This is a genomic window from Phycisphaerae bacterium, assembly GCA_028714855.1.
Classification (GTDB): domain Bacteria; phylum Planctomycetota; class Phycisphaerae; order Sedimentisphaerales; family Anaerobacaceae; genus CAIYOL01.
Window position 1 is genome coordinate 1 of the sequence record JAQTLP010000007.1, and the last position, 18,513, is coordinate 18,513.

At 45.8% G+C, this 18,513-nt stretch carries 16 protein-coding genes; 13 read left to right on the forward strand and 3 right to left on the reverse strand.

Annotated elements, in window-relative coordinates; all coding sequences use genetic code 11:
• From PHG53_06770 to PHG53_06815, 10 genes are all read left to right on the forward strand, one after another.
• Positions 1-444, forward strand: a 444-nt coding sequence (locus PHG53_06770) for a four helix bundle protein (protein MDD5381321.1), incomplete at its 5' end; no start/stop codon positions are given.
• 41 nt (positions 445-485) lie between these two features.
• Positions 486-3,173, forward strand: a complete 2,688-nt coding sequence (locus PHG53_06775) for a DEAD/DEAH box helicase family protein (GenBank protein MDD5381322.1) — start codon at positions 486-488, stop codon at positions 3,171-3,173.
• 164 nt (positions 3,174-3,337) lie between these two features.
• Positions 3,338-4,087 (forward strand): hypothetical protein, encoded by a 750-nt coding sequence (locus PHG53_06780; GenBank protein ID MDD5381323.1) that lies wholly within the window; start codon positions 3,338-3,340, stop codon positions 4,085-4,087.
• A gap of 20 nt (positions 4,088-4,107) precedes the next feature.
• Positions 4,108-4,449 carry a small basic protein gene (locus tag PHG53_06785; protein MDD5381324.1) on the forward strand — a complete coding sequence of 114 codons (342 nt, stop codon included), beginning with the start codon at positions 4,108-4,110 and terminating at the stop codon, positions 4,447-4,449.
• A gap of 176 nt (positions 4,450-4,625) precedes the next feature.
• Positions 4,626-5,735 carry an aminotransferase class I/II-fold pyridoxal phosphate-dependent enzyme gene (locus tag PHG53_06790; protein MDD5381325.1) on the forward strand — a complete coding sequence of 370 codons (1,110 nt, stop codon included), beginning with the start codon at positions 4,626-4,628 and terminating at the stop codon, positions 5,733-5,735.
• A gap of 11 nt (positions 5,736-5,746) precedes the next feature.
• A complete protein-coding gene (locus PHG53_06795; protein ID MDD5381326.1) occupies positions 5,747-7,462 on the forward strand; it encodes a Na/Pi cotransporter family protein in 1,716 nt (571 codons plus the stop codon).
• A 54-nt stretch (positions 7,463-7,516) separates the two neighbouring features.
• Positions 7,517-9,055 carry an NfeD family protein gene (locus PHG53_06800; GenBank protein ID MDD5381327.1) on the forward strand — a complete coding sequence of 513 codons (1,539 nt, stop codon included), beginning with the start codon at positions 7,517-7,519 and terminating at the stop codon, positions 9,053-9,055.
• A 14-nt stretch (positions 9,056-9,069) separates the two neighbouring features.
• Positions 9,070-9,564 carry an NfeD family protein gene (locus PHG53_06805; protein ID MDD5381328.1) on the forward strand — a complete coding sequence of 165 codons (495 nt, stop codon included), beginning with the start codon at positions 9,070-9,072 and terminating at the stop codon, positions 9,562-9,564.
• A 15-nt stretch (positions 9,565-9,579) separates the two neighbouring features.
• Entirely contained in the window at positions 9,580-10,593 is a 1,014-nt protein-coding gene (floA, locus tag PHG53_06810; GenBank protein ID MDD5381329.1) for a flotillin-like protein FloA, read from the forward strand.
• A 3-nt stretch (positions 10,594-10,596) separates the two neighbouring features.
• On the forward strand, positions 10,597-11,151 hold the full coding sequence (locus PHG53_06815; protein ID MDD5381330.1) for a hypothetical protein: 555 nt from the start codon (positions 10,597-10,599) through the stop codon (positions 11,149-11,151).
• A 135-nt stretch (positions 11,152-11,286) separates the two neighbouring features.
• Here the strand turns inward: PHG53_06815 and PHG53_06820 are convergent, their stop codons facing one another.
• From PHG53_06820 to PHG53_06830, 3 genes are all read right to left on the reverse strand, one after another.
• The gene (locus tag PHG53_06820; protein ID MDD5381331.1) at positions 11,287-12,888 is read right to left on the reverse strand and encodes a tetratricopeptide repeat protein; all 1,602 of its coding nucleotides are present in this window, start codon (positions 12,886-12,888) and stop codon (positions 11,287-11,289) included.
• 264 nt (positions 12,889-13,152) lie between these two features.
• Positions 13,153-13,641, reverse strand: a complete 489-nt coding sequence (locus PHG53_06825) for a response regulator (GenBank protein MDD5381332.1) — start codon at positions 13,639-13,641, stop codon at positions 13,153-13,155.
• A gap of 15 nt (positions 13,642-13,656) precedes the next feature.
• Complete coding sequence (locus PHG53_06830) at positions 13,657-14,172, reverse strand: type 1 glutamine amidotransferase (protein ID MDD5381333.1); 516 nt, start codon at positions 14,170-14,172, stop codon at positions 13,657-13,659.
• A 266-nt stretch (positions 14,173-14,438) separates the two neighbouring features.
• On the opposite strand from PHG53_06830, the gene PHG53_06835 reads away from it, so the two are divergent.
• The 3 genes from PHG53_06835 to PHG53_06845 all read left to right on the forward strand — a co-directional run bounded on the left by PHG53_06835 (position 14,439) and on the right by PHG53_06845 (position 18,494).
• Entirely contained in the window at positions 14,439-15,560 is a 1,122-nt protein-coding gene (locus tag PHG53_06835; GenBank protein ID MDD5381334.1) for a PilT/PilU family type 4a pilus ATPase, read from the forward strand.
• Between the two features lie 37 nt (positions 15,561-15,597).
• Entirely contained in the window at positions 15,598-17,256 is a 1,659-nt protein-coding gene (locus PHG53_06840) for an ATPase, T2SS/T4P/T4SS family (GenBank protein ID MDD5381335.1), read from the forward strand.
• A 62-nt stretch (positions 17,257-17,318) separates the two neighbouring features.
• Positions 17,319-18,494 (forward strand): CvpA family protein, encoded by a 1,176-nt coding sequence (locus PHG53_06845; GenBank protein ID MDD5381336.1) that lies wholly within the window; start codon positions 17,319-17,321, stop codon positions 18,492-18,494.
• The last annotated feature ends 19 nt before the right edge of the window (positions 18,495-18,513 follow it).

An 18,513-nucleotide genomic window follows, 5' to 3' on the forward strand; every position in this document is an offset into this window, starting at 1 on the left:
GTATATGGACTGACGAAAGACAAATTCTTTGCTCAGCAGGGAGACTTGCGGGGACAAATTCGTAGAGCGGCGTTGTCGGTTTCAAATAATATCGCTGAGGGTTTCGAACGCGGCACAACGGCGGAACTGCTGGCGTTTCTTTATATTGCGCGGGGGTCGTGCGGAGAAACTCGCTCAATGCTGCTTTTTACGGAAAGATTTCCCGAGGCGGAGCATCTCAAATCTCAGATTTCAGATCTCAAATCTTTAGCTGAATCATGCTCTCGCCAGATACGAGGGTGGGCAGACAACCTGCAGAACAGCGATATCAAAGGCCAGCGGCATTTGAATGATAAAGTTCGCATTGTTTATCAGGGAAATAAAAGCAGGGAAGCGTTTGAAAGACAACTCGAAGAAACTCTGCGAAAGGCAAGGCCACAGGATTATCCGAAAGAAGAAGAATAAAAAATCTCAAATTTGAGATTTCAGATATCAAATTTAAGAATATGAAGTTACAATTTGACGCAAATCAAAGTTTTCAGTTGGACGCGATAAACGCGGCGATGGATTTATTTAAGGGCCAGCCGGCGGGGGCAAGCGACTTTGCTTATTCAAAGGCAACATCGGTAGGCGGGACTTTTTTAAGCGTTGTTGCGAATAATCTATTGTTAGACCAAGAAACAATCGAAGCAAATCTTGAAAAAGTTCAACTTAAAAATGAAATATTAAAGGGTTTTGGTCATACCCCTTTTGGACACACTCCCTTGGGGCATGCATACGACACAGTAAGTGAAAGCAAATATAAATGGCAGGGTATGCACTTTTCAATAGAAATGGAGACGGGGACGGGAAAGACATACGTATATCTGCGAACCATACACGAGCTTTATAAACAATATGGTTTTAAGAAGTTTATTATTGTTGTGCCGAGCATAGCAATTAAAGAGGGTGCATTAAAAAATCTTGAGATAACAAAAGAGCATTTCGATATGCTCTATGAAAAGCCGACATTGGATTTCTACGTTTTCAACCCTAAAAAAAGAGGACTTGCCAGAAATTTTGCAACGACTAATACACTCCAGATAATGGTAATGAATATAGACCAGTTCACAAGGGCAGGAAATATATTTTTTCAGCAAAGCGACTGGGGGATTCCGGCGGAGTTTATCAGTGCGACGAGGCCGATAGTTATTGTCGATGAACCGCAGAATATGGAGACGGATATCAGGAGACAAGCGATAGCAAAGTTAAATCCATTGTGTACGCTGCGGTATTCGGCGACACACACGGTAAGATACAATGAAATATACCGGCTTGATCCAGTAAAGGCTTATGATTTAGGGCTTGTTAAAAGAATTGAAGTTGACGGGATAACAGAGGCGGATAGTTTTAATCAGGCATATATTGAGGTGAAGAGCATAAGGCCTCAAACGAAAAAAATAATCGTAAAGCTGCGAATAGATGTTAATACACAAGATGGGGTTGGGAAAAAAGATGTTAATGTCTCAATCGGTGACGACCTATATGATAAGTCTAATAAAAGAGATTTATATAAAGATGGTTTCATCGTAAACGAAATTGACAGGGATTCTATAACTTTCAATAACGGTCTTATTCTTAATACCGGTCAAAAACAAGGCGGACTAACCGATGAGATAATGAAATATCAGATTGAAAGCACAATAAACAATCATTTTGAAAAAGAAAAACGATTAAAAGATAAGGGGATAAAAGTTTTAACACTGTTCTTTATCGATCGGGTGGCAAATTACCGTAATTATGAAAATGATAATCCAGTTAAAGGCAAAATAGCCTTATGGTTTGAAGAATTTTACGAAAAGATAAGAAAACAAGACAAATATAAAGATTTGCTGAAATATAAGGTCAAACAGGTTCATAATGGGTATTTCTCACAGGACAAAAAAGGTATTCTTAAAGATACAAGCGGAGATACGGCAGTTGATGATGATACTTATGCGTTGATAATGAAAGATAAGGAACGGCTGCTTGATATTAACGAACCTTTGAGATTTATATTTTCACACTCTGCACTGCGCGAGGGTTGGGACAATCCAAATGTATTTCAGATATGCACGCTTAACGAAACACAGTCAACGTTAAAGAAAAGGCAGGAAATAGGAAGAGGTTTGAGACTGCCAGTCAATCAGGACGGCAAAAGAGTATTTGACGAAAATATAAATGTCCTCACTGTTTCGGCGAATGAATATTACGAAGATTTTGCGAAAGCCTTGCAGTCTGAAATTGAAGAGGAATGCGGCGTTAAATTCGGCGGGAGAATTAAGGATAAAAAGAAGAAGAAAGAAATAAAGCTGAAAAAGAACTTACAACTTGACGAAAATTTCAAGCTTCTTTGGGATAAAATTAAGCAGAAGACACATTACAGTGTAGATTATAATACTAATGAATTGATAAAACTTACCGGTAAAAAAATAGGTGAAATCAAAATAACAAAGCCAAAACTACTGCGAAGCAAAGCAGATATCGGAATGGACAAAACCGCAGTTACGGCGGAGTTAAGAACACAATCAAGCAGAGATTTGTATAGCGACATAGAAAGTGTTCCAGATATTCTTTCGTATATTCAGAACAAGACCAGATTAACCCGTGACACAATTTGCAGGATTTTGCTTGAGTCGGGTAAAATTGAAGATATTTTTATCAATCCACAGCAGTTTATGGATAAAGTCTGCGAAGCAATAAATGTCGTTCTGAATGAAATGATTGTTTACGGGATTAAATATGAAAAAATAGGCAATTCATACTGGGACCAGATGCTTTTTGATAATGAAGAACTTTCCGGATATTTTGAAGATTTATTTGAAGTTAAGAAAAAAGAAAAGACTGTTTATGATTATATTCAAACAGACAGTAATATCGAAAAGGACTTTGCCAGAGAATGCGAAAAAAGAGATGATATCAAATTTTATCTCAAATTGCCTTTCTGGTTTAAAATAGAAACTCCGCTTGGTACATATAATCCTGATTGGGCTTTAGTTTATGAGGGAGATAAAAAAGTTTACTTTGTTGCCGAAACAAAAGGAACGAATAATATTGACGAACTTGCTCCGGCAGAAAGATATAAAATCATTTGCGGAAAACGACATTTTGAGCAGTTCGAAGATGTTAAATTTCAGGCTCCGGTGAAATCTTTAAAAGATGTTATTTCGGGTTAAGATGAAAGCCTTATATAAGCATAAAAGAAGCGGGGACATATTCGCAATAGAAGCGGGCGAAGGCGGATTTAACCATTTTTAGAATTTGACAATTTTTGGCTTGCCCTTTAGAGTTTTCCCGGTAAAATAGCGGATTATCGTATCGAAATTGAGCGGGTGTGGTTATGGCGCATAATGAAAAAAAGGCTCTTTACGAGGTAATGAGTAAAGCAACCTGGCCTAAACCTCGCTATGACAAGGCATTAGAGCCGCTGCACCCGGAAGCCTCCGGCGAAGATAAGCAATCGCAATCGCCGGCAAGGATTTCGATACAATTGCCCAAAAGGGCCGCGGTTTGGCTCAATAAGCCGAGAGCCGTGCAGTTCAATGCCGGCAGGATTGAAATATCGGTGCCGTATCAGCTTGCGATTGCAATGCTTTTAGGGTTTGTTCTGTTAGTTTTAATAGCGTTTCGGCTTGGGCAAATGAGTTACCGAAGCGCCCAAAAGGCGGCTGGCCCGGCTGCGAAAATGCCGACAACTGTGCAGAAAACAACGCCAAAAGTGACGGCTGCTGTCGCACCGCAAAAAGTTGTTCCGGTCGTAGAAAAAACGCCGGTTGTTCAGGAAGTTGAGCCGGTTAAGCCGAAGGGCGATAATCGGATTGTGATACAGTCTTACCAGCTCAGGGCCGATTTGGAGCCGGTAAAACAGTATTTCGCCGGGTTCGGCATAGAGACTGAAATAATAAAAATCGACGCGTGGTATTATCTGGTTACCAAGGATAAATATGAAAATCCGGGAAGACCGGGGACAGATGGTTACCTTGCTAAACAGAAGATAATTGAGCTGGGTGCTAAATATAAGGCACCGCCGGGAAGTGAATCTTTTGGCACGCAGCCGTTTCGTGATGCATATGGCAAGAAGTTTGAATAGTTTTTCAGGAGAAATATTGAATGTCTGTTGACCGTTCCTTAAAAATCAAAGGTGCTCTGGAGAGACACAGAAATGTTTTAACACGTGCAGAGCGCGTTGGAAAGTTAAAAGACGAAGAGCGATGGCTTGAAGGGCAGTCGGTTTTTGGGCTTCCCAAGATTGCTCACCGCAAGAGCCACGCCGGCAAGAAAGTGAAGGAAGAAGCTGCTGCTGTAGAAGGAGCAGTGGCTGGAGCAGCACCGGAAGCACCGGCAGCGGCAGGAGCAAAGCCGGCGGCAGGAGCAGCACCGGCAGGGGCAAAGCCTGCGGCGGCAGCACCATCTAAAGAAAAACCTAAAGGAAAAGGAAAAGAAAAAGGTTAACATAAGTTCTTAGTGAGTAGTTAGCGCGTAGCAGGGGGGACTCCGATTGGTTATTGGAGGTGTTGTGATTTATTCTTTACGATTGAGTAGTTGGGGATATTCTTCACGTCGTTCATAATGATAATCTGGATTTTGTGTTTTGACTTTTTGGCCGATTCGGTTACTATATCGGTCAAATGAAAAAGATTCTGGCCGACAGGACGAGCAAAATAGACGCCAGCGGGATTAGGAAGGTCTTTGCGCTGGGGGAGAAGATGAAGGATCCGGTAAACTTTTCTATTGGTCAACCGGATTTCGACGTACCCGGACCGTTAAAAGAAGAGGCGATAAAAGCAATCAAGGCAGGGGGGAACAAATATTCACAAACAGCGGGGGACACACTTCTAAAAGAGAAAATCGCCGGATTAGTGAAAAAAGAGTTTGGATGGGACGAGCCCGCGGTGCTGGTTACCAGCGGGGTAAGCGGGGGACTGCTTCTGGCGTTTATGGCGCTGGTCAATCCCGGCGACGAGGTGATTATACCTGACCCGTATTTTGTGATGTATAAGCACCTGGTCAATATGCTGGGCGGCAAGTGTGTTTTTGTCGATAGCTATCCGAGTTTCGAGCTTCCGGTAGAGAAGATAAGCAAGGCGATAACCGGCAAAACCAAGATGATTATAGTCAATTCGCCCTGTAATCCGACCGGCGTGGTATATTCGCAGGAGCAGATAAAGGCACTTGCCGGGATAGCGGCGGAGAAAGATATACTTGTTATAACCGACGAGATATACGACAAATTTTGCTACGAAGGAAAATGCCCGAGCATAGCAAGTTGCTATAAGAAAGTTCTTTTACTGCGAGGATTCAGCAAGTCTTACGCAATGGCGGGGTGGCGATTGGGATTCGCGGCGGCAGACGAGTCCCTTAAAGACGTAGTTGAACAGATGACCAAGATACAGCAATATACCTTTGTCTGTGCGCCGAGTCCTTTCCAAAAAGCGGCGATAGCGGCCCTCGATTATGACGTGAGCGATTTGGTGACAGCGTATCGAAAAAAACGGGACCTTATTTACGAGGGGTTGAAAGATAAATTCGAGATGGTCAAGCCGGGCGGGGCGTTTTATGCGTTTGCCAGGGCGCCGGCAGGGGGGGCGACGAAGTTTGTAGAAAAAGCAATCGCAAATAACGTGCTTATTATTCCGGGCAATGTATTCAGTGAAAAAGACACGCACTTCCGGATAAGTTACGCGACCAGCGACGAGAAAATTGAGCAAGGGATAAGGATATTGCGAAGATTGACGTAAGGAGACTGTGAGTGATTAAAAGCATGATTTTCTTGACGATAGGGGGGCTGGGCCTGTTTTTTCTTGGAATGACGCTGATGTCGAACGGGCTAAAACAGGCGGCGGGGCAGAAACTTAAAAAACTTCTTGAGACACTGACAAGAACTCCTGTTATGGGTGTTCTGGTAGGAGCGCTTGTTACGTGTTTGATACAAGCAAGCGGAGCTACTTCCGTAATGGTCGTTGGTCTTGTAAATGCAGGGCTTTTGACATTAAGACAATCGCTGGGCGTCATTCTCGGAGCGAATATTGGAACAACAATAACGGCGTGGGTAGTTTCATTACTTGGTATCGGCGGGTTAGCTGTAATGAAGTATGCATTGCCGGCTATTGGGGTGGGTTTTCTGCTGCAACTTGTCGGGAAAACACAGAAAAGCAGGGGGTTTGGTAACATTGTGCTGGGTTTGGGGCTTTTGTTTTTGGGGCTTACGTTTATGAGCGATGCCTTCGGCCCGGAAGGATTTAACATAAGCGAAAGCAGGGTCGTGCAGGATGCCTTAGTTCGGTTAGGAGAAAATCCTTTACTTGGGGTTCTGGCGGGGGCTGTGATAACAGCGCTTTTACAGAGCAGTTCTGCATTTGTGGCGATAGTGCAGGTCCTGGCTTTCAAAGGTGCTTTCGGGATGGATTGGGGTTTGGTGCTGCGTGTTGTGATACCATTTATACTGGGTAGTAATATCGGTACAACAATTACAGCGCCATTGGCGGCCCTTCCGGCATCACGTAATTCCAAACGGGCAGCAATGGGACATGTTATATTCAATGTAGTGGGAACGGTTTATTTCCTGCCGTTATTGTTGATGGGAGTGTATACTGAAATAGTGAAGTGGGTTACGCCGTGGGAGTTGTCACAAAGCACGATAATGGTTTATATGGCCGTAGCTCACAGCGTGTTTAATATTATCAATACCATTATATTCCTGCCGCTTATCGGGTTGCTGGAAGTTATAGTGATAAAGCTTATTCCTGTTACAAAGAGGGAATTGGATAAGAAGCCGGTCGTGCTGGAAAGACATCTGTTCCGTACACCCGTGCTGGCGCTTGAGCAAGCCAAGCGAGAAATAATTCGAATGGCAAAGAAGGCCAAAGAGGCGGTCCAGCAAGCTATCAAGGGCCTGCTCAACGATGATGAGCGCAGACTGGAAAGGGCAAGGGCAGGCGAAGATGTTACCGATGAATTTCAGCTTGCGATTACATCGTACCTTGTTGGGCTGTCGAGAGAGCAGTTGTCGGAGGAGGTATCTAGGGAACTGCCGGTGCTTCTGCATACAGTTAATGACCTTGAACGAGTGGGCGACCACGCCGTTAACATCGCGGAAATCGCGGAGCGAAAAATTGAACAGAAGATAATTTTCAGCACGAATGCCAATGCTGAAGCGGCTAAATTAACACAAGAAATCGACCGGATGTTCGAAAAGATTGTAGCGGCACTGGAAAACAGCGATATAGAAGCGGCGAAATCGGCCCTCGAGAACGAAAAGAACATCAATAAGATGCAGGTGGATTTTCGCCGCAGCCACGTTCAGCGGATGAACGACGGGGTTTGCGGAGCGGAGTCAGGATTGATATTCATCGATTTTGTCGATAATGTCGAGAAAATCGGCGACCATCTCACAAATATCGCGCAGGCGGTAATAGGCGGTCTGCAATGGGATGGAATCGAGCCGAAAAAAGTTACTTCTTATTAACTCCGGCATTAGAAAATATTGCTAAATAAGCAATAGCGGGGTAAAATTGTGCGTATGAAGAAGCCATTGCGGAAATTTGCGACGATTTTATTGTGTCTGTTATTCTTACTGACGCCCAATTCGGCATTTGAGCCGAACAGTGTTCCAATGCAGGGGCAAACGGTCAAAGCGGTGGTAATCGTCTGCAAAGGGATGATTGACAACGGCCTATATAAGTCAATTGAGCGAAGGACACAAATTGCGCTCGATGCGGGAGCAGAGTACCTGATATATGAGATAAGCACATACGGCGGTCTTCTTCAATCGGCAGATGATATATCGAAGTACTTTATACTTGATGTTGCTAAGAAAGCCCACACTGTTGCCTATATAACAACCGAGGCGATATCAGCCGGCGCAATGATAAGTGTTTCTTGTCAGGACATAATAATGCGTGAAAACACCACCATAGGCGATTGCGCCCCCATTCAGATTGGTGCTAAGCTTGAGGGTGTCGAGCGGGAAAAGACCGAGAGCTTTACCCGTGCAGCGTTTAAGCGTGCAGCCGAGGCAAACGGTTACCCGGATGTTCTGCTAAAGGCAATGGTCACTATGCAAACGGAAGTTTACAGGGTGAAGAATCTAAAAACGGGCAAGAAAGAATTTTTCGAGGGGCATCAACTTCCGGATGACAAAAAAAAGTACGACTTGGACAACAAGGAATTGGTAGTAAAAAATGACGAGCTGTTAACACTCACCGCTTCCCAGGCTTTTGAATATGGTATAGCAAGGTCGGTTGTTGGCGGCAGGGCGGAGGCGATGGATTTTCTGGCCAAACGCGATGGTGTCATTTTTGCCGGTGAGCCGATATCGCTGGAAACCAGTTGGTCGGAAGAGATGGTCAGGTGGCTGAATTCTCCTGCAGTGATGGGGGTGCTGGTGATGCTGGCTCTGCTGGGGGTCTATATCGAATTTAATACGCCGGGTGTCGGTTTGCCGGGGCTGGCGGCGGTTATATGCTTTGCGATTATAATCGGCAGCAAATATCTCGTTGGAATGGCCAATTGGGTGGAAGTGGCGCTGTTTGTCATAGGTTTGCTTTTGCTGATGATAGAAATTTTTGTTCTGCCCGGCTTCGGAGTCGTAGGGTTTTTAGGAATAATATTCATATTGGCGGGCCTATTCGGCATGCTCGTCAAGAATCCACCTGACAAGATGCCGTGGCCGCAAACGCAGCTTGACTGGCAATTATTCAATGATGGTGTGCTGGGGCTGGTATTTGGTTTTGTCGGGTTCGCTGTTCTTGCGTGGATTCTTACAAGGTATCTGCCGAAGCTGCAGTTCCTCAGCGGGCTGATACTCATACCTACCGCTGCGCAGCAGGGCGGCGGAGTGAAAGTCAGTATGACTGCCCCGCCTGACGAAAAAAATGCCGGCGTAAATGTCGGGGATATCGGTGAGGTGGTTTCGACACTGCGGCCTGCGGGAAAAGCTAAATTCGGCTATGCAATAGTAGATGTGCTTGCCGAAGCAGAGTTCCTTGACAGAGGAACAAAGGTAGAGATAATCGAAATTCACGGCAATAGGGTCGTTGTCAGGGCTGCAAAGAGTTAATTAGAGGGATAAATATGGACTGGTGGCTTGCTTTTGCTGTTTTTTTATATTTAACGTGTGCGGCGTTGATAATAGCCGAAGTGTTTATACCAAGCGGCGGGCTGATAAGTGTCTGTGCACTGGCCTGTTTGGTGGGGGGGGTAGTGATATTTTTCCGTCACAGCGCCGCAACAGGCTGGGTGGGCGTGATTATTGCTATTATAATGATACCATCGGTACTGGTCATCGCTTATAAGATATTTCCGAAAACCAAATTCGGCAAGAGTGTAATACTTGTGCCGTCAGAGCGTCAGCGAGGCGACGCCATAGCTGATACACCCGAACTAAAAGAGCTGCTCGGCGCTGTCGGCGTGGTCCTTACGCCGCTGCGGCCGGTGGGGATGTGTGATTTTTCGGGACAAAGGGTTGAATGTGTCGCTGAAGGTGGTTATGTTGATAAAGGCAAGAAGATTAAAGTCATCCACGTGGAAGGGACTCAATTGACTGTTCGTGTTATAGAAGAGAACTAAAGAAAGGAAAAAAAGATGAGTAATTTGATAAATACAATCCTGGCGGCAGAAAGCCCGGTAAGAGTTGTCGGAGTGGCGGTCTTAGTCGTTCTCGTACTGGTAGTATTGGGATTATTTTTGTTGTTTTTGAAGTTTTTCAGGTTATGGCTGCAGGCCAAATTGTCCCGGGCAGATGTCAAATTCTCCGAGCTTATCGGAATGTGGCTGCGAAAGGTCGATACGAGAACCATAGTTATAAGCAAGATAACCGCCGTTCAGGCGGGTCTGAGTCTAACGACGCGGGATTTGGAAAGTCATTATTTAGCCGGCGGGCGGGTGCCAAATGTAGTACGTGCATTAGTAGCTGCTGACAGAGCGAACATCGATTTGTCTTTGAAGACAGCGACTGCAATTGACCTCGCAGGTCGGGATATTCTTGATGCCGTTCAGACGAGCGTCAATCCGAAGGTAATTGACTGTCCCGACCCCAAAAAGGGCAAGGATACAATAGACGCCGTTGCCCAGGACGGCATTCAGTTGAAGGCAAAGGCGCGTGTAACGGTGCGTGCAAATATTCAACGATTGGTCGGTGGAGCAACTGAAGAGACGGTTATTGCACGTGTAGGCGAGGGAATTGTAACTACTATCGGCAGTGCGGTAACGTATAAGAACGTACTGGAAAATCCGGACAAAATCTCAAAGTCGGTTTTGGCCAAAGGGCTTGATGCCGGGACGGCTTTTGAGATTTTATCCATCGATATTGCGGATGTCGATGTGGGCGTGAACGTCGGGGCGGAACTGCAGAAGCACCAGGCCCAGGCAGATTTAGTTCGGGCACAGGCCGAGGCGGAAAAACGCAGGGCCATGGCATTTGCACGTGAGCAGGAAATGCGGGCGCTGGTCGTAGAGAACGAGGCAAGGGTGCCGCTGGCAATCGCCGAAGCTTTCCAGAAAGGCAATCTCGGCATTATGGACTACTATCGATTGAAAAATATAAATGCAGATACCGAGATGCGGGATTCTATCGCAAAACCAAAAAAACATGAGTAATTTATGAACTACTGGCTGGCACAATTAGTTCTGGCTGCCCGAAACAGCAACGAAGATAACACCTGGATGCAAATACTCGGGTTTGTGATACTGGCGATTTTCTATGCGGTCGGCAGTATCCTCAAAGCAAAAGCAAATAAGACCACGCCGAAAGGCAAAGAACAAGCACCCGGTAAGCCGGTGCGTAAACCGCCTGAAGATTTGATAGACCTTAAGATGCTTAAGCAGCTTTTTGGGCTTCCTGAAGAGGCCGAATCGAGCGGTCAACCCAGCCCTGAAGTGTCCAAGCCGCTCGTAAGGGTGATGCGCCCTGCCGTAGCCCGGCAGGCGGTTGTGTCACAAGTTCAGCCGAAGCTGGCAAAAGTTACTGTTGAAGCTGATGTGCCGCTCATCTCGGCGGAGCATCCCGCAACCGGAGCAGAAATACCACGGACAAAATATCTCTCTGAAATTTTGTCTGATTATAAAAATCCTGAAAGTCTGAGAAGGGCGATTCTGCATTACGAGATATTAGGTAAGCCGATATCTCTGCGGGCCCAATCAGAGCATATCATTTGACTTTGAGTTTTGAACAATTTCCTCGCTGGTGTGATTGTTTTAGAAACAATCAACGTCTCATAATATATGTTATGTTTCATTAAGCTTGGTTTTAGGCCAAATAGCCGAATTGCGTGTTTTGGGCCTTTTGTGCACTTATAATTGACTTTTGAGTGCCTGCGAAGCTGTGTCCGAAAGATTGTCCCACATAGCAGCAGCCCTGTCTAACAGGCCAAGGTTTTGAAGAACTATTGAAATGTTCACTGTAGCATCGGCGGAGGTGAAATTGTTATCCAGTGTGCGGTTGAGATTGATGAGCGACGATGCAAACTTGAGGCTATCACAATAAAGCAAGGCCGCTTTATAATGCAGCTCGAGAGTATCCTTATCGAGACGGTCTGGACCAGTAAGACACTCCAGTGCGCTCTGCCTCTGGCCGGTTTCGAACAGGCATGCCGCCAGCTTGCTCTTGGCCCTGGCATAGGTTGGGTTTATCTCCAAAGCGGTCTGCAGTAGCTTGGCAGCCTCATTTAGCTTTCCGACGCTCATCATTAGAACTCCGAGCCTATAATGCAAATCCGGATTTTGCGGACGGTTAGCGATTTGCTGCTGATGGATACCAATCACATCCTCAATCAGGTTAATTGAGTCATTCTCGATTAGGCTGATTGAGCCGTCTTCTTCGTGAGACTCAGGATTTATGACAAAATCTGTTTTGAACTGCAGGGTGGCTGTTTCGGCAAGCAGCAAGGAGCTGTTGGCGTCTATCGCCGCAGCCAGCGATAATGTTAGTAAGGCGCCCGAGACATTGCCGGCTGATTTTTGGCCAATTGCAAGTCCGATATACGCATCAACTATCTGGTCATTTATCTCAACTGCTCTATTAAATTGCTGGGCGGCGAGGCGCTCATCGTGCATCTGCAAATAGTGCGTTCCAAGCTTTATCGTCGCATCCAGGAAACCCGGGCAAAGGCGAATCGCGTCTTCATACCGTGAAACTGCCTCTGTTGTAGCGCCCAGCATACTAAGCACATCGGCGTATCTGACTAACAAATCCGCCCTGTCTGGCTGTGCTTCTATTAAATTTTCAAGCTGCTCGGCTGCCTCGTGAAGCTGGCCGTCGGCAATGAGCCCATCTAAACTATTATCATCAGCGTGAAAATTGTCCGGGTGTATTAAAATTGCGGTGTTAAATGTTTCAATGGCCTTTACATATTTGGCGCCGGCAATATATAAATGACCAAGCGCTAACAACGTTGGCAGGTCATCGGGATATTCGTTCCTTAACAGCTCATATTCGGCTGTGGTCTTTTCCAATTGGCCGTTTTTGAAATAAATGGCAGCCAGCCGTTGCCTGGGAAGCTGTAAATAGTTTTTGAACTTCAGACAATCCTGATAAAACTCCGCGGCTTCAGACTCTTTGCCGAGGCGCTCATAACAGTGCCCCAGTGCATAAAGAGCCATTGTATTGTTAGGCTGACGCGAATAGACAGAGTTTAACTCTTCGATGGCGGCGTCCAGCCGGTTTTGCTGCAGACACATTGCTGCCGATGCCAATCGCCCATATGTGCAGGAGGGATTTTCAAAAAGATACAGTCTTAGCTGCTCTTGGGCGGTGTCGAACTTTCTGGTGCCCATCAGCTCAATGATTTTATCTAACTGCTGTATCTGTGAAGATTCGTTGTTCAGCCAATGCCATATCAGCTCGGTTGTGTCGACCGTCATCCCCCTGCCGAGAATTTCAAGCAATCTGCTCATACACCCTCACAACTCAGTATTCAGTAAACCGATGTATTTCGCTCCACTGGCAAATATCGACTATCGCACCGCAATTGTTAACCCCCCGGCTGCCTAATTAAGCATATAAGTGTTGATTTTTCAGGGTATAAGTGGCGATTGTGTGTGGTGTAGGGATTATTGCGATTCTAATCCGGCACTCGTTGTGGCGGTGTCGAACAAAGCGGATTTACGGACTTTACCCCCCTGCTGTCCGCAAAACCCCTAAAGGCCGCAAATTCAAATCTATTCTGAGCCAAGTTTTGCTACCTGTGCCTGTTTTTCTATCTCGCTTAGGTAAGCTAATGTGCGTTCGAGTTTGTCGGTTATATGCTTTAACTTCAGCATTATTTTGACCCGTGTCATAAGCTCCAGTTTGTTCACTGGTTTGCTTAAAAAATCGTCCGTGCCCGAATCAATGCCGCGTTCAATATCGCCGAATTCGTTAAGCGCAGTTACCATTATTATGGGGATGTCACTGGTCTTGGGGTCGTTTTTTATTCTCTTACAGACCTCGAACCCGCTCATTTTGGGCATCATCACATCCAGTAGAATCAAATCAGGAGGATTGTTTCCTATAATCTCCAGCGCCTCCGGGCCGTCATGCGCAGGGACTGTCTCGCAGTCCACATCCTCAAGATAAGCCTGTAGCAGTTCAAGATTTTGCTGATTGTCGTCAACGACCAGCACTACCGGCGTTTTTTCTTTCTCTTTTCCTGGCTTTACTGGTTTCATAAGAAGCTGCTCCTATTATTTTTTCAAGGCCTTTAAAATTGCTGTGCAGAAAGCCGGTAAATCATCCGGTTTGCGGGATGTAATCAAATTGCCGTCAACGACACACTCGGTATCCATATATTCAGCCCCTGCGTTTTTGACATCATCTTTAATTGACATAAAACAGGTAGCTTTCCTGCCGTTATAGATTTTCGTGCTGCACAACAGCCATCCGCCGTGGCAGATAGCCGCTATGACTTTGCCAGCATTTACCATATTGTTTGCGAATTTTATAACATCCGCACTTCTTCGCATAAAATCCGGGGCAAAACCGCCCGGCACAATCATACAGGCATAATCGCCGGCGTCGGCTTTGCCGGCCGCGACATTCGAAACGCAGGGATAGCCCTCTTTCGAATGGTATTCTTTTTTTGCCTCTACTGCAACGAAATCGACCTCAAACCCCCCTTCCCTGAGCCGGTAGTAAGGGTACCAGACTTCGAGAACCTGGTACATTTCGTCAACCATAATAGCTATCTTCTTTGGTGCCATTTTTAACTCTTCTTTCTGTTGCCCCCCTACTCTTGTCTTCGGCAGGAAGACGCGGAGGGAAATGCAGGGGGCAGCAACTCTGCCTGCGATTAAAGCATCTGAACAAGGATATGTCAACCCTGACTATCAGTTTTCTTCCCCCTCCAAACGGTGCGTGGTGTGTTGGAAAATCAATATATTATTCGAACGCCGAGGTTGACAATTTCCCTTGAGATATTATAATATGTATATGTAAGAGTTTATTTTTACAAGTCTTAGAGTAAAAAATGACTGCGAAACAAGACCCGAATCCTGATAATGAGCCGGCGTTAAACAAGTTCTTCAGGGTTGCTATCAAAACTAAGGCGAGCGACCTGCACTTGAAGGTCGGCCAGCCGCCTAAATTGCGTATTCAGGGAGTGCTGAAAGACACCACCGGCGAAGTAATGACCGAAGAGGGAATGAAACAGCTTGTCTTCGAGATACTAAGTCCTGACCAGAAGGAATCTTTCCTTAAGACCGGCACCCTCGATTTCGCACATGAAGTCGGCGATGAAGACCGATTCCGGGTAAACGTGTTTCGCCAGCGGAACGTGATTAGTCTCGCAGCAAGGCGGGTAAGTGCTGAAATCCTGCCGTTTGAGGGGTTGAACCTGCCCCCTATACTGGAAAAAATAAGTGATAGCAAGCATGGGCTGATCCTTACAGTAGGTCCTACCGGTTGCGGCAAAACCACGACAGTTGTGGCGATGTTAGACCACATAAACCGCACCCGTCCCTGCCATATAGTTACAGTTGAAGACCCCATCGAATATCTGATTAAGGACAAAAAAGCAATCGTATCGCAAAGAGAAATAGGCATTGACGTAGAAGATTATGATAAGGCCTTAAAATATCTGATGCGACAGGACCCTGATGTAATCTATATCTCCGAAATACGCGATTGCAATGGCGTAATAGCTGCGATGAGGGCTGCGGAAACCGGTCATCTTGTTTTTGGAACAATACACTCGTCAAGCGCCTCTCACGCTGTGCAGCGACTTTTAGACCTCTTCCCTCAAAACGAAAGAGCCCTGGCAAGACAAACTTTGAGCTTGACTATTATGGCCATCGTTAGTCAGGTATTGTTGCCGAGCATCAGGGAGGGCGTTGGCAGGATACCAGTTGTTGAGATTCTTCTTGCAAACCCATCTGTCAGAAAATTGATTGCCGATGGACGCGAGGCCGATTTGCCGAACGTTATACGAAACTCGAAGGAAGAAGGTATGCAGGATATTACGGATAATCTCGTTAAATTTATAATGGACGGAAGCATCGAGCCGAAAGAGGCATATAAGTATGCGCCAAATGTAGAAGAATTAAAAATGGCGTTAAAGGGTATCAGGACCGATACTACCGGTATCTTGTGATTATAATGTACTACATTTTCGTAATGGAGTGTTTTTTATGATAGGTGCATCGATGACCGCTGTTGAATACGGCGGCTATATATCTATAGTTAAGTTTGTCATCTTTTTGCTTTTGTTTTTTCCGTGGCTGCCGTTGGTTACTTGGGTATTTCAGGATGCCAAGAACGTTGGAACAAAAGAGGTTTTTTGGACGGCTGTTGTTTTTGGCGCCGGAGCCGCAGCGGCAATAATTTGGCTCGTTACGCCTGTTTTCATTATCGGTATACTGTTTTACCTGATTGCTGTAGCGGCGGCTTCTGTCAGTTATGTAATGCACCGCAATGCCAGAGTTCCGGAATTTAATCGAGTCCTGACTGTAGAACATATCAAGGGTTTATTTACCAGTAAGGAAAAAAAACTCGCAATCCTCGAAGATTTTATTTTTATAACGGCCAATAACAATGAGGTTCCTTTTCCAGAACCCAAAACGCCGGAATTCTTCGGCTATAAAACAGCTTATGAGATTCTCAAAGATGCTATCTGGAAAAGGGCCAGCGACGTTGTGTTTTCCTCAACCCAGCAGAATTACAACGTAACTTACTACGTTGATGGTGCTGCTTTGAAACAGCCGGATATAGCTAAAAGCAGTATGGAATATTTCAGCCGCTTTCTAAAAAATCTTGCTGATTTGGACCCGGAAGAAAAGCGAAAACCGCAAAGAGGCAAGTTCAGAACCAACCAGGACAAAAAAAATATCGAATGGGAAATAACCACTGCAGGTTCAACCGCGGGCGAGCAAATCAGACTTAAGCAAATGACCAAGCAGAGTCTAACGAAGCTGGCTGAAATAAACCTGATGCCCGAACAATACGAACAGCTCAATACTATCCGCGACGCCAAACAAGGTCTGTTTATCGTAGCCGGCACCAAGAAAAGCGGTGCGACAAGCACTTTTTACGCACTGCTCAGAAATCATGACCCATTTATGTACAGCATAAGCACCCTTGAAAGACAGCCTGCCGTGGAACTGCCGAATATAACTCAAAATATCTTCGCGCTCAGCGATACCGGAACGACTACATACGCCAAAAGGTTGCAGGCGATGGTAAGGATGGAGCCGGACATCGTTGGTGTCGCTGAATGCACGGACAGCGAAACGGCCCAAATCGCCTGTACTGCCGCCAAAGACGGCAAAATCGTATATGTCGTACTCGAGGCGGATGACGTAATACGGGCAATCGGAAAATGGATGAAACTGGTCGGTAACAGGAATCTTGCTGCCGATACCCTTTTGGGCATAAGTAACCAGCGCCTCCTCAGAAAGCTTTGTGACCAGTGCAAACAGGCATATGAACCTAATAAAGAGCTGCTTAGAAAGTTCAATATCCCCGCGGACAAAACAAAAGTGCTTTATCGTGCCGGCAAAGTGCAGTATGACAAACGCGGAAGGCCTTCGACCTGTGAAAATTGTCAGGGGACAGGTTTTGTCGGAAGGATGGGCGTGTTCGAAATCATAATGATGAATGACGAATTAAGAAACGTCATAAAACAGTCAAAGTCGCTGTCAGAAATCAGTACAGCGTTCAGACGGGCTAAAATGCTTTATTTGCAGCAACAGGCGTTGAGAAGGGTCATTGCCGGTACAACCGCGATAGACGAAATGATCAGAGTGCTCGCAGCCTCTGAAAAATCAAAAACAACAAAACCGGAACAATAATAAAGACTGAAAATTTCAGACGTGATTATCTAATTCATCGTTGATAACTTGGAGATATTGTAATGGGCAGTTTACTTGTGTTGTTGATTATTTTAGGGTGTGTCGTTTATCTGTATCTGAAAGGCACGCTGGTTAAATCGTTTGCTATGGTGATAGTATCTATTTGCGCAAGTATAGTTGCCTTCGGCTACTTCGAGCTTTCGGGGAATTTTTTAATCGGCCGCAAAATCCTTGTGTCGTGGGCATACCCGCTCTCATTTATACTGCTGTTCGTTTTGGTTTTTGCCATACTTCAGACAATCGCCAGCCAGCTGACTCTCAAGCCGGTTGACTTGGGATTTCTGCCGGAGCGCATCGGACGCGTTATTTGCGGGATTCTCCTGGGGCTTATGGTGTCCGGAGTTTTGCTCGCGACCGTCGCGATGGCGCCTTTATCGCCGAAATATCCCTATCAGCGTTTTGATGTAACGAACCCCGACGCCGAAACCCCCAAAAAGGTATTGCCAAATGCCGATGGTTTTGCAACAGGATGGTTTAATATCATAAGCAGCGGCAGCTTTAGCGGCAAAAGAAGTTTTGCAACTATGCACCCGGCTTTCATCGACCAGCTCTTCCTGAACCGGCTCGAAATCAATAACAGAGTTCCGGTTATCGCTGTCCCCGACGCAATAGAAATACCGAAGATAGCTGTTTGGCCGGCTCCCGAAGACCTGAAGGACTCCGAGGGAAATCCGATACAGCCGAAAAGCGGTCATACCCTTACAATCATAAGGGTGGGGATGGTCGCTTATGCAATAATCCCATTTACGCCTTCTCAGTTAAGAGTGATTTGCAAAGAGAAAGAGGCAAGTGATGATAAGGACCAGCTCGCCGGAAAAGGGGAAAATATTTATCCTGTTGGATATATGAAGACGGTGGACGAGTTGCGGATAAGAAAATTAGTCGACCATATAGACATAAAAAAAGCCGATATCTCAGGCAGAATGAAGGAAATCGATTTTGTTTTTTATGTCCCCGATGGTTTTAAACCCGTCCTGGTCGAGTATAAGCAAAATTGTGTCAGGCAGATACCGCAGTCTGCGGTTGTATCGGCTGAGCAGGCCCCGTCGATAGTGCCCTTTGAGAAACCACCGGAACCGGTAAGGGTTTCTGAACCTAATAAGCCTGTGGAGCAGCCAAAATCCCCTTCCCTGCCTGCTTCTTCTGCACAACCCGGCCCGCGCGATGCTAATAAATAGAGCGGCCGTGACATCCCGA

What these genes read in the sequence shown, in the direction of transcription:
- PHG53_06845 (MDD5381336.1), top strand. Translation starts at nt 17,319, where the DNA reads ATGGGCAGTTTACTTGTGTTGTTGATTATTTTAGGGTGTGTCGTTTAT.
- PHG53_06785 (MDD5381324.1), top strand. Translation starts at nt 4,108, where the DNA reads ATGTCTGTTGACCGTTCCTTAAAAATCAAAGGTGCTCTGGAGAGACAC.
- PHG53_06775 (MDD5381322.1), top strand. Translation starts at nt 486, where the DNA reads ATGAAGTTACAATTTGACGCAAATCAAAGTTTTCAGTTGGACGCGATA.
- PHG53_06835 (MDD5381334.1), top strand. Translation starts at nt 14,439, where the DNA reads ATGACTGCGAAACAAGACCCGAATCCTGATAATGAGCCGGCGTTAAAC.
- PHG53_06820 (MDD5381331.1), bottom strand. Translation starts at nt 12,888, where the DNA reads ATGAGCAGATTGCTTGAAATTCTCGGCAGGGGGATGACGGTCGACACA.
- floA (MDD5381329.1), top strand. Translation starts at nt 9,580, where the DNA reads ATGAGTAATTTGATAAATACAATCCTGGCGGCAGAAAGCCCGGTAAGA.
- PHG53_06825 (MDD5381332.1), bottom strand. Translation starts at nt 13,641, where the DNA reads ATGAAACCAGTAAAGCCAGGAAAAGAGAAAGAAAAAACGCCGGTAGTG.
- PHG53_06830 (MDD5381333.1), bottom strand. Translation starts at nt 14,172, where the DNA reads ATGGCACCAAAGAAGATAGCTATTATGGTTGACGAAATGTACCAGGTT.
- PHG53_06840 (MDD5381335.1), top strand. Translation starts at nt 15,598, where the DNA reads ATGATAGGTGCATCGATGACCGCTGTTGAATACGGCGGCTATATATCT.
- PHG53_06800 (MDD5381327.1), top strand. Translation starts at nt 7,517, where the DNA reads ATGAAGAAGCCATTGCGGAAATTTGCGACGATTTTATTGTGTCTGTTA.
- PHG53_06805 (MDD5381328.1), top strand. Translation starts at nt 9,070, where the DNA reads ATGGACTGGTGGCTTGCTTTTGCTGTTTTTTTATATTTAACGTGTGCG.
- PHG53_06780 (MDD5381323.1), top strand. Translation starts at nt 3,338, where the DNA reads ATGGCGCATAATGAAAAAAAGGCTCTTTACGAGGTAATGAGTAAAGCA.
- PHG53_06790 (MDD5381325.1), top strand. Translation starts at nt 4,626, where the DNA reads ATGAAAAAGATTCTGGCCGACAGGACGAGCAAAATAGACGCCAGCGGG.
- PHG53_06815 (MDD5381330.1), top strand. Translation starts at nt 10,597, where the DNA reads ATGAACTACTGGCTGGCACAATTAGTTCTGGCTGCCCGAAACAGCAAC.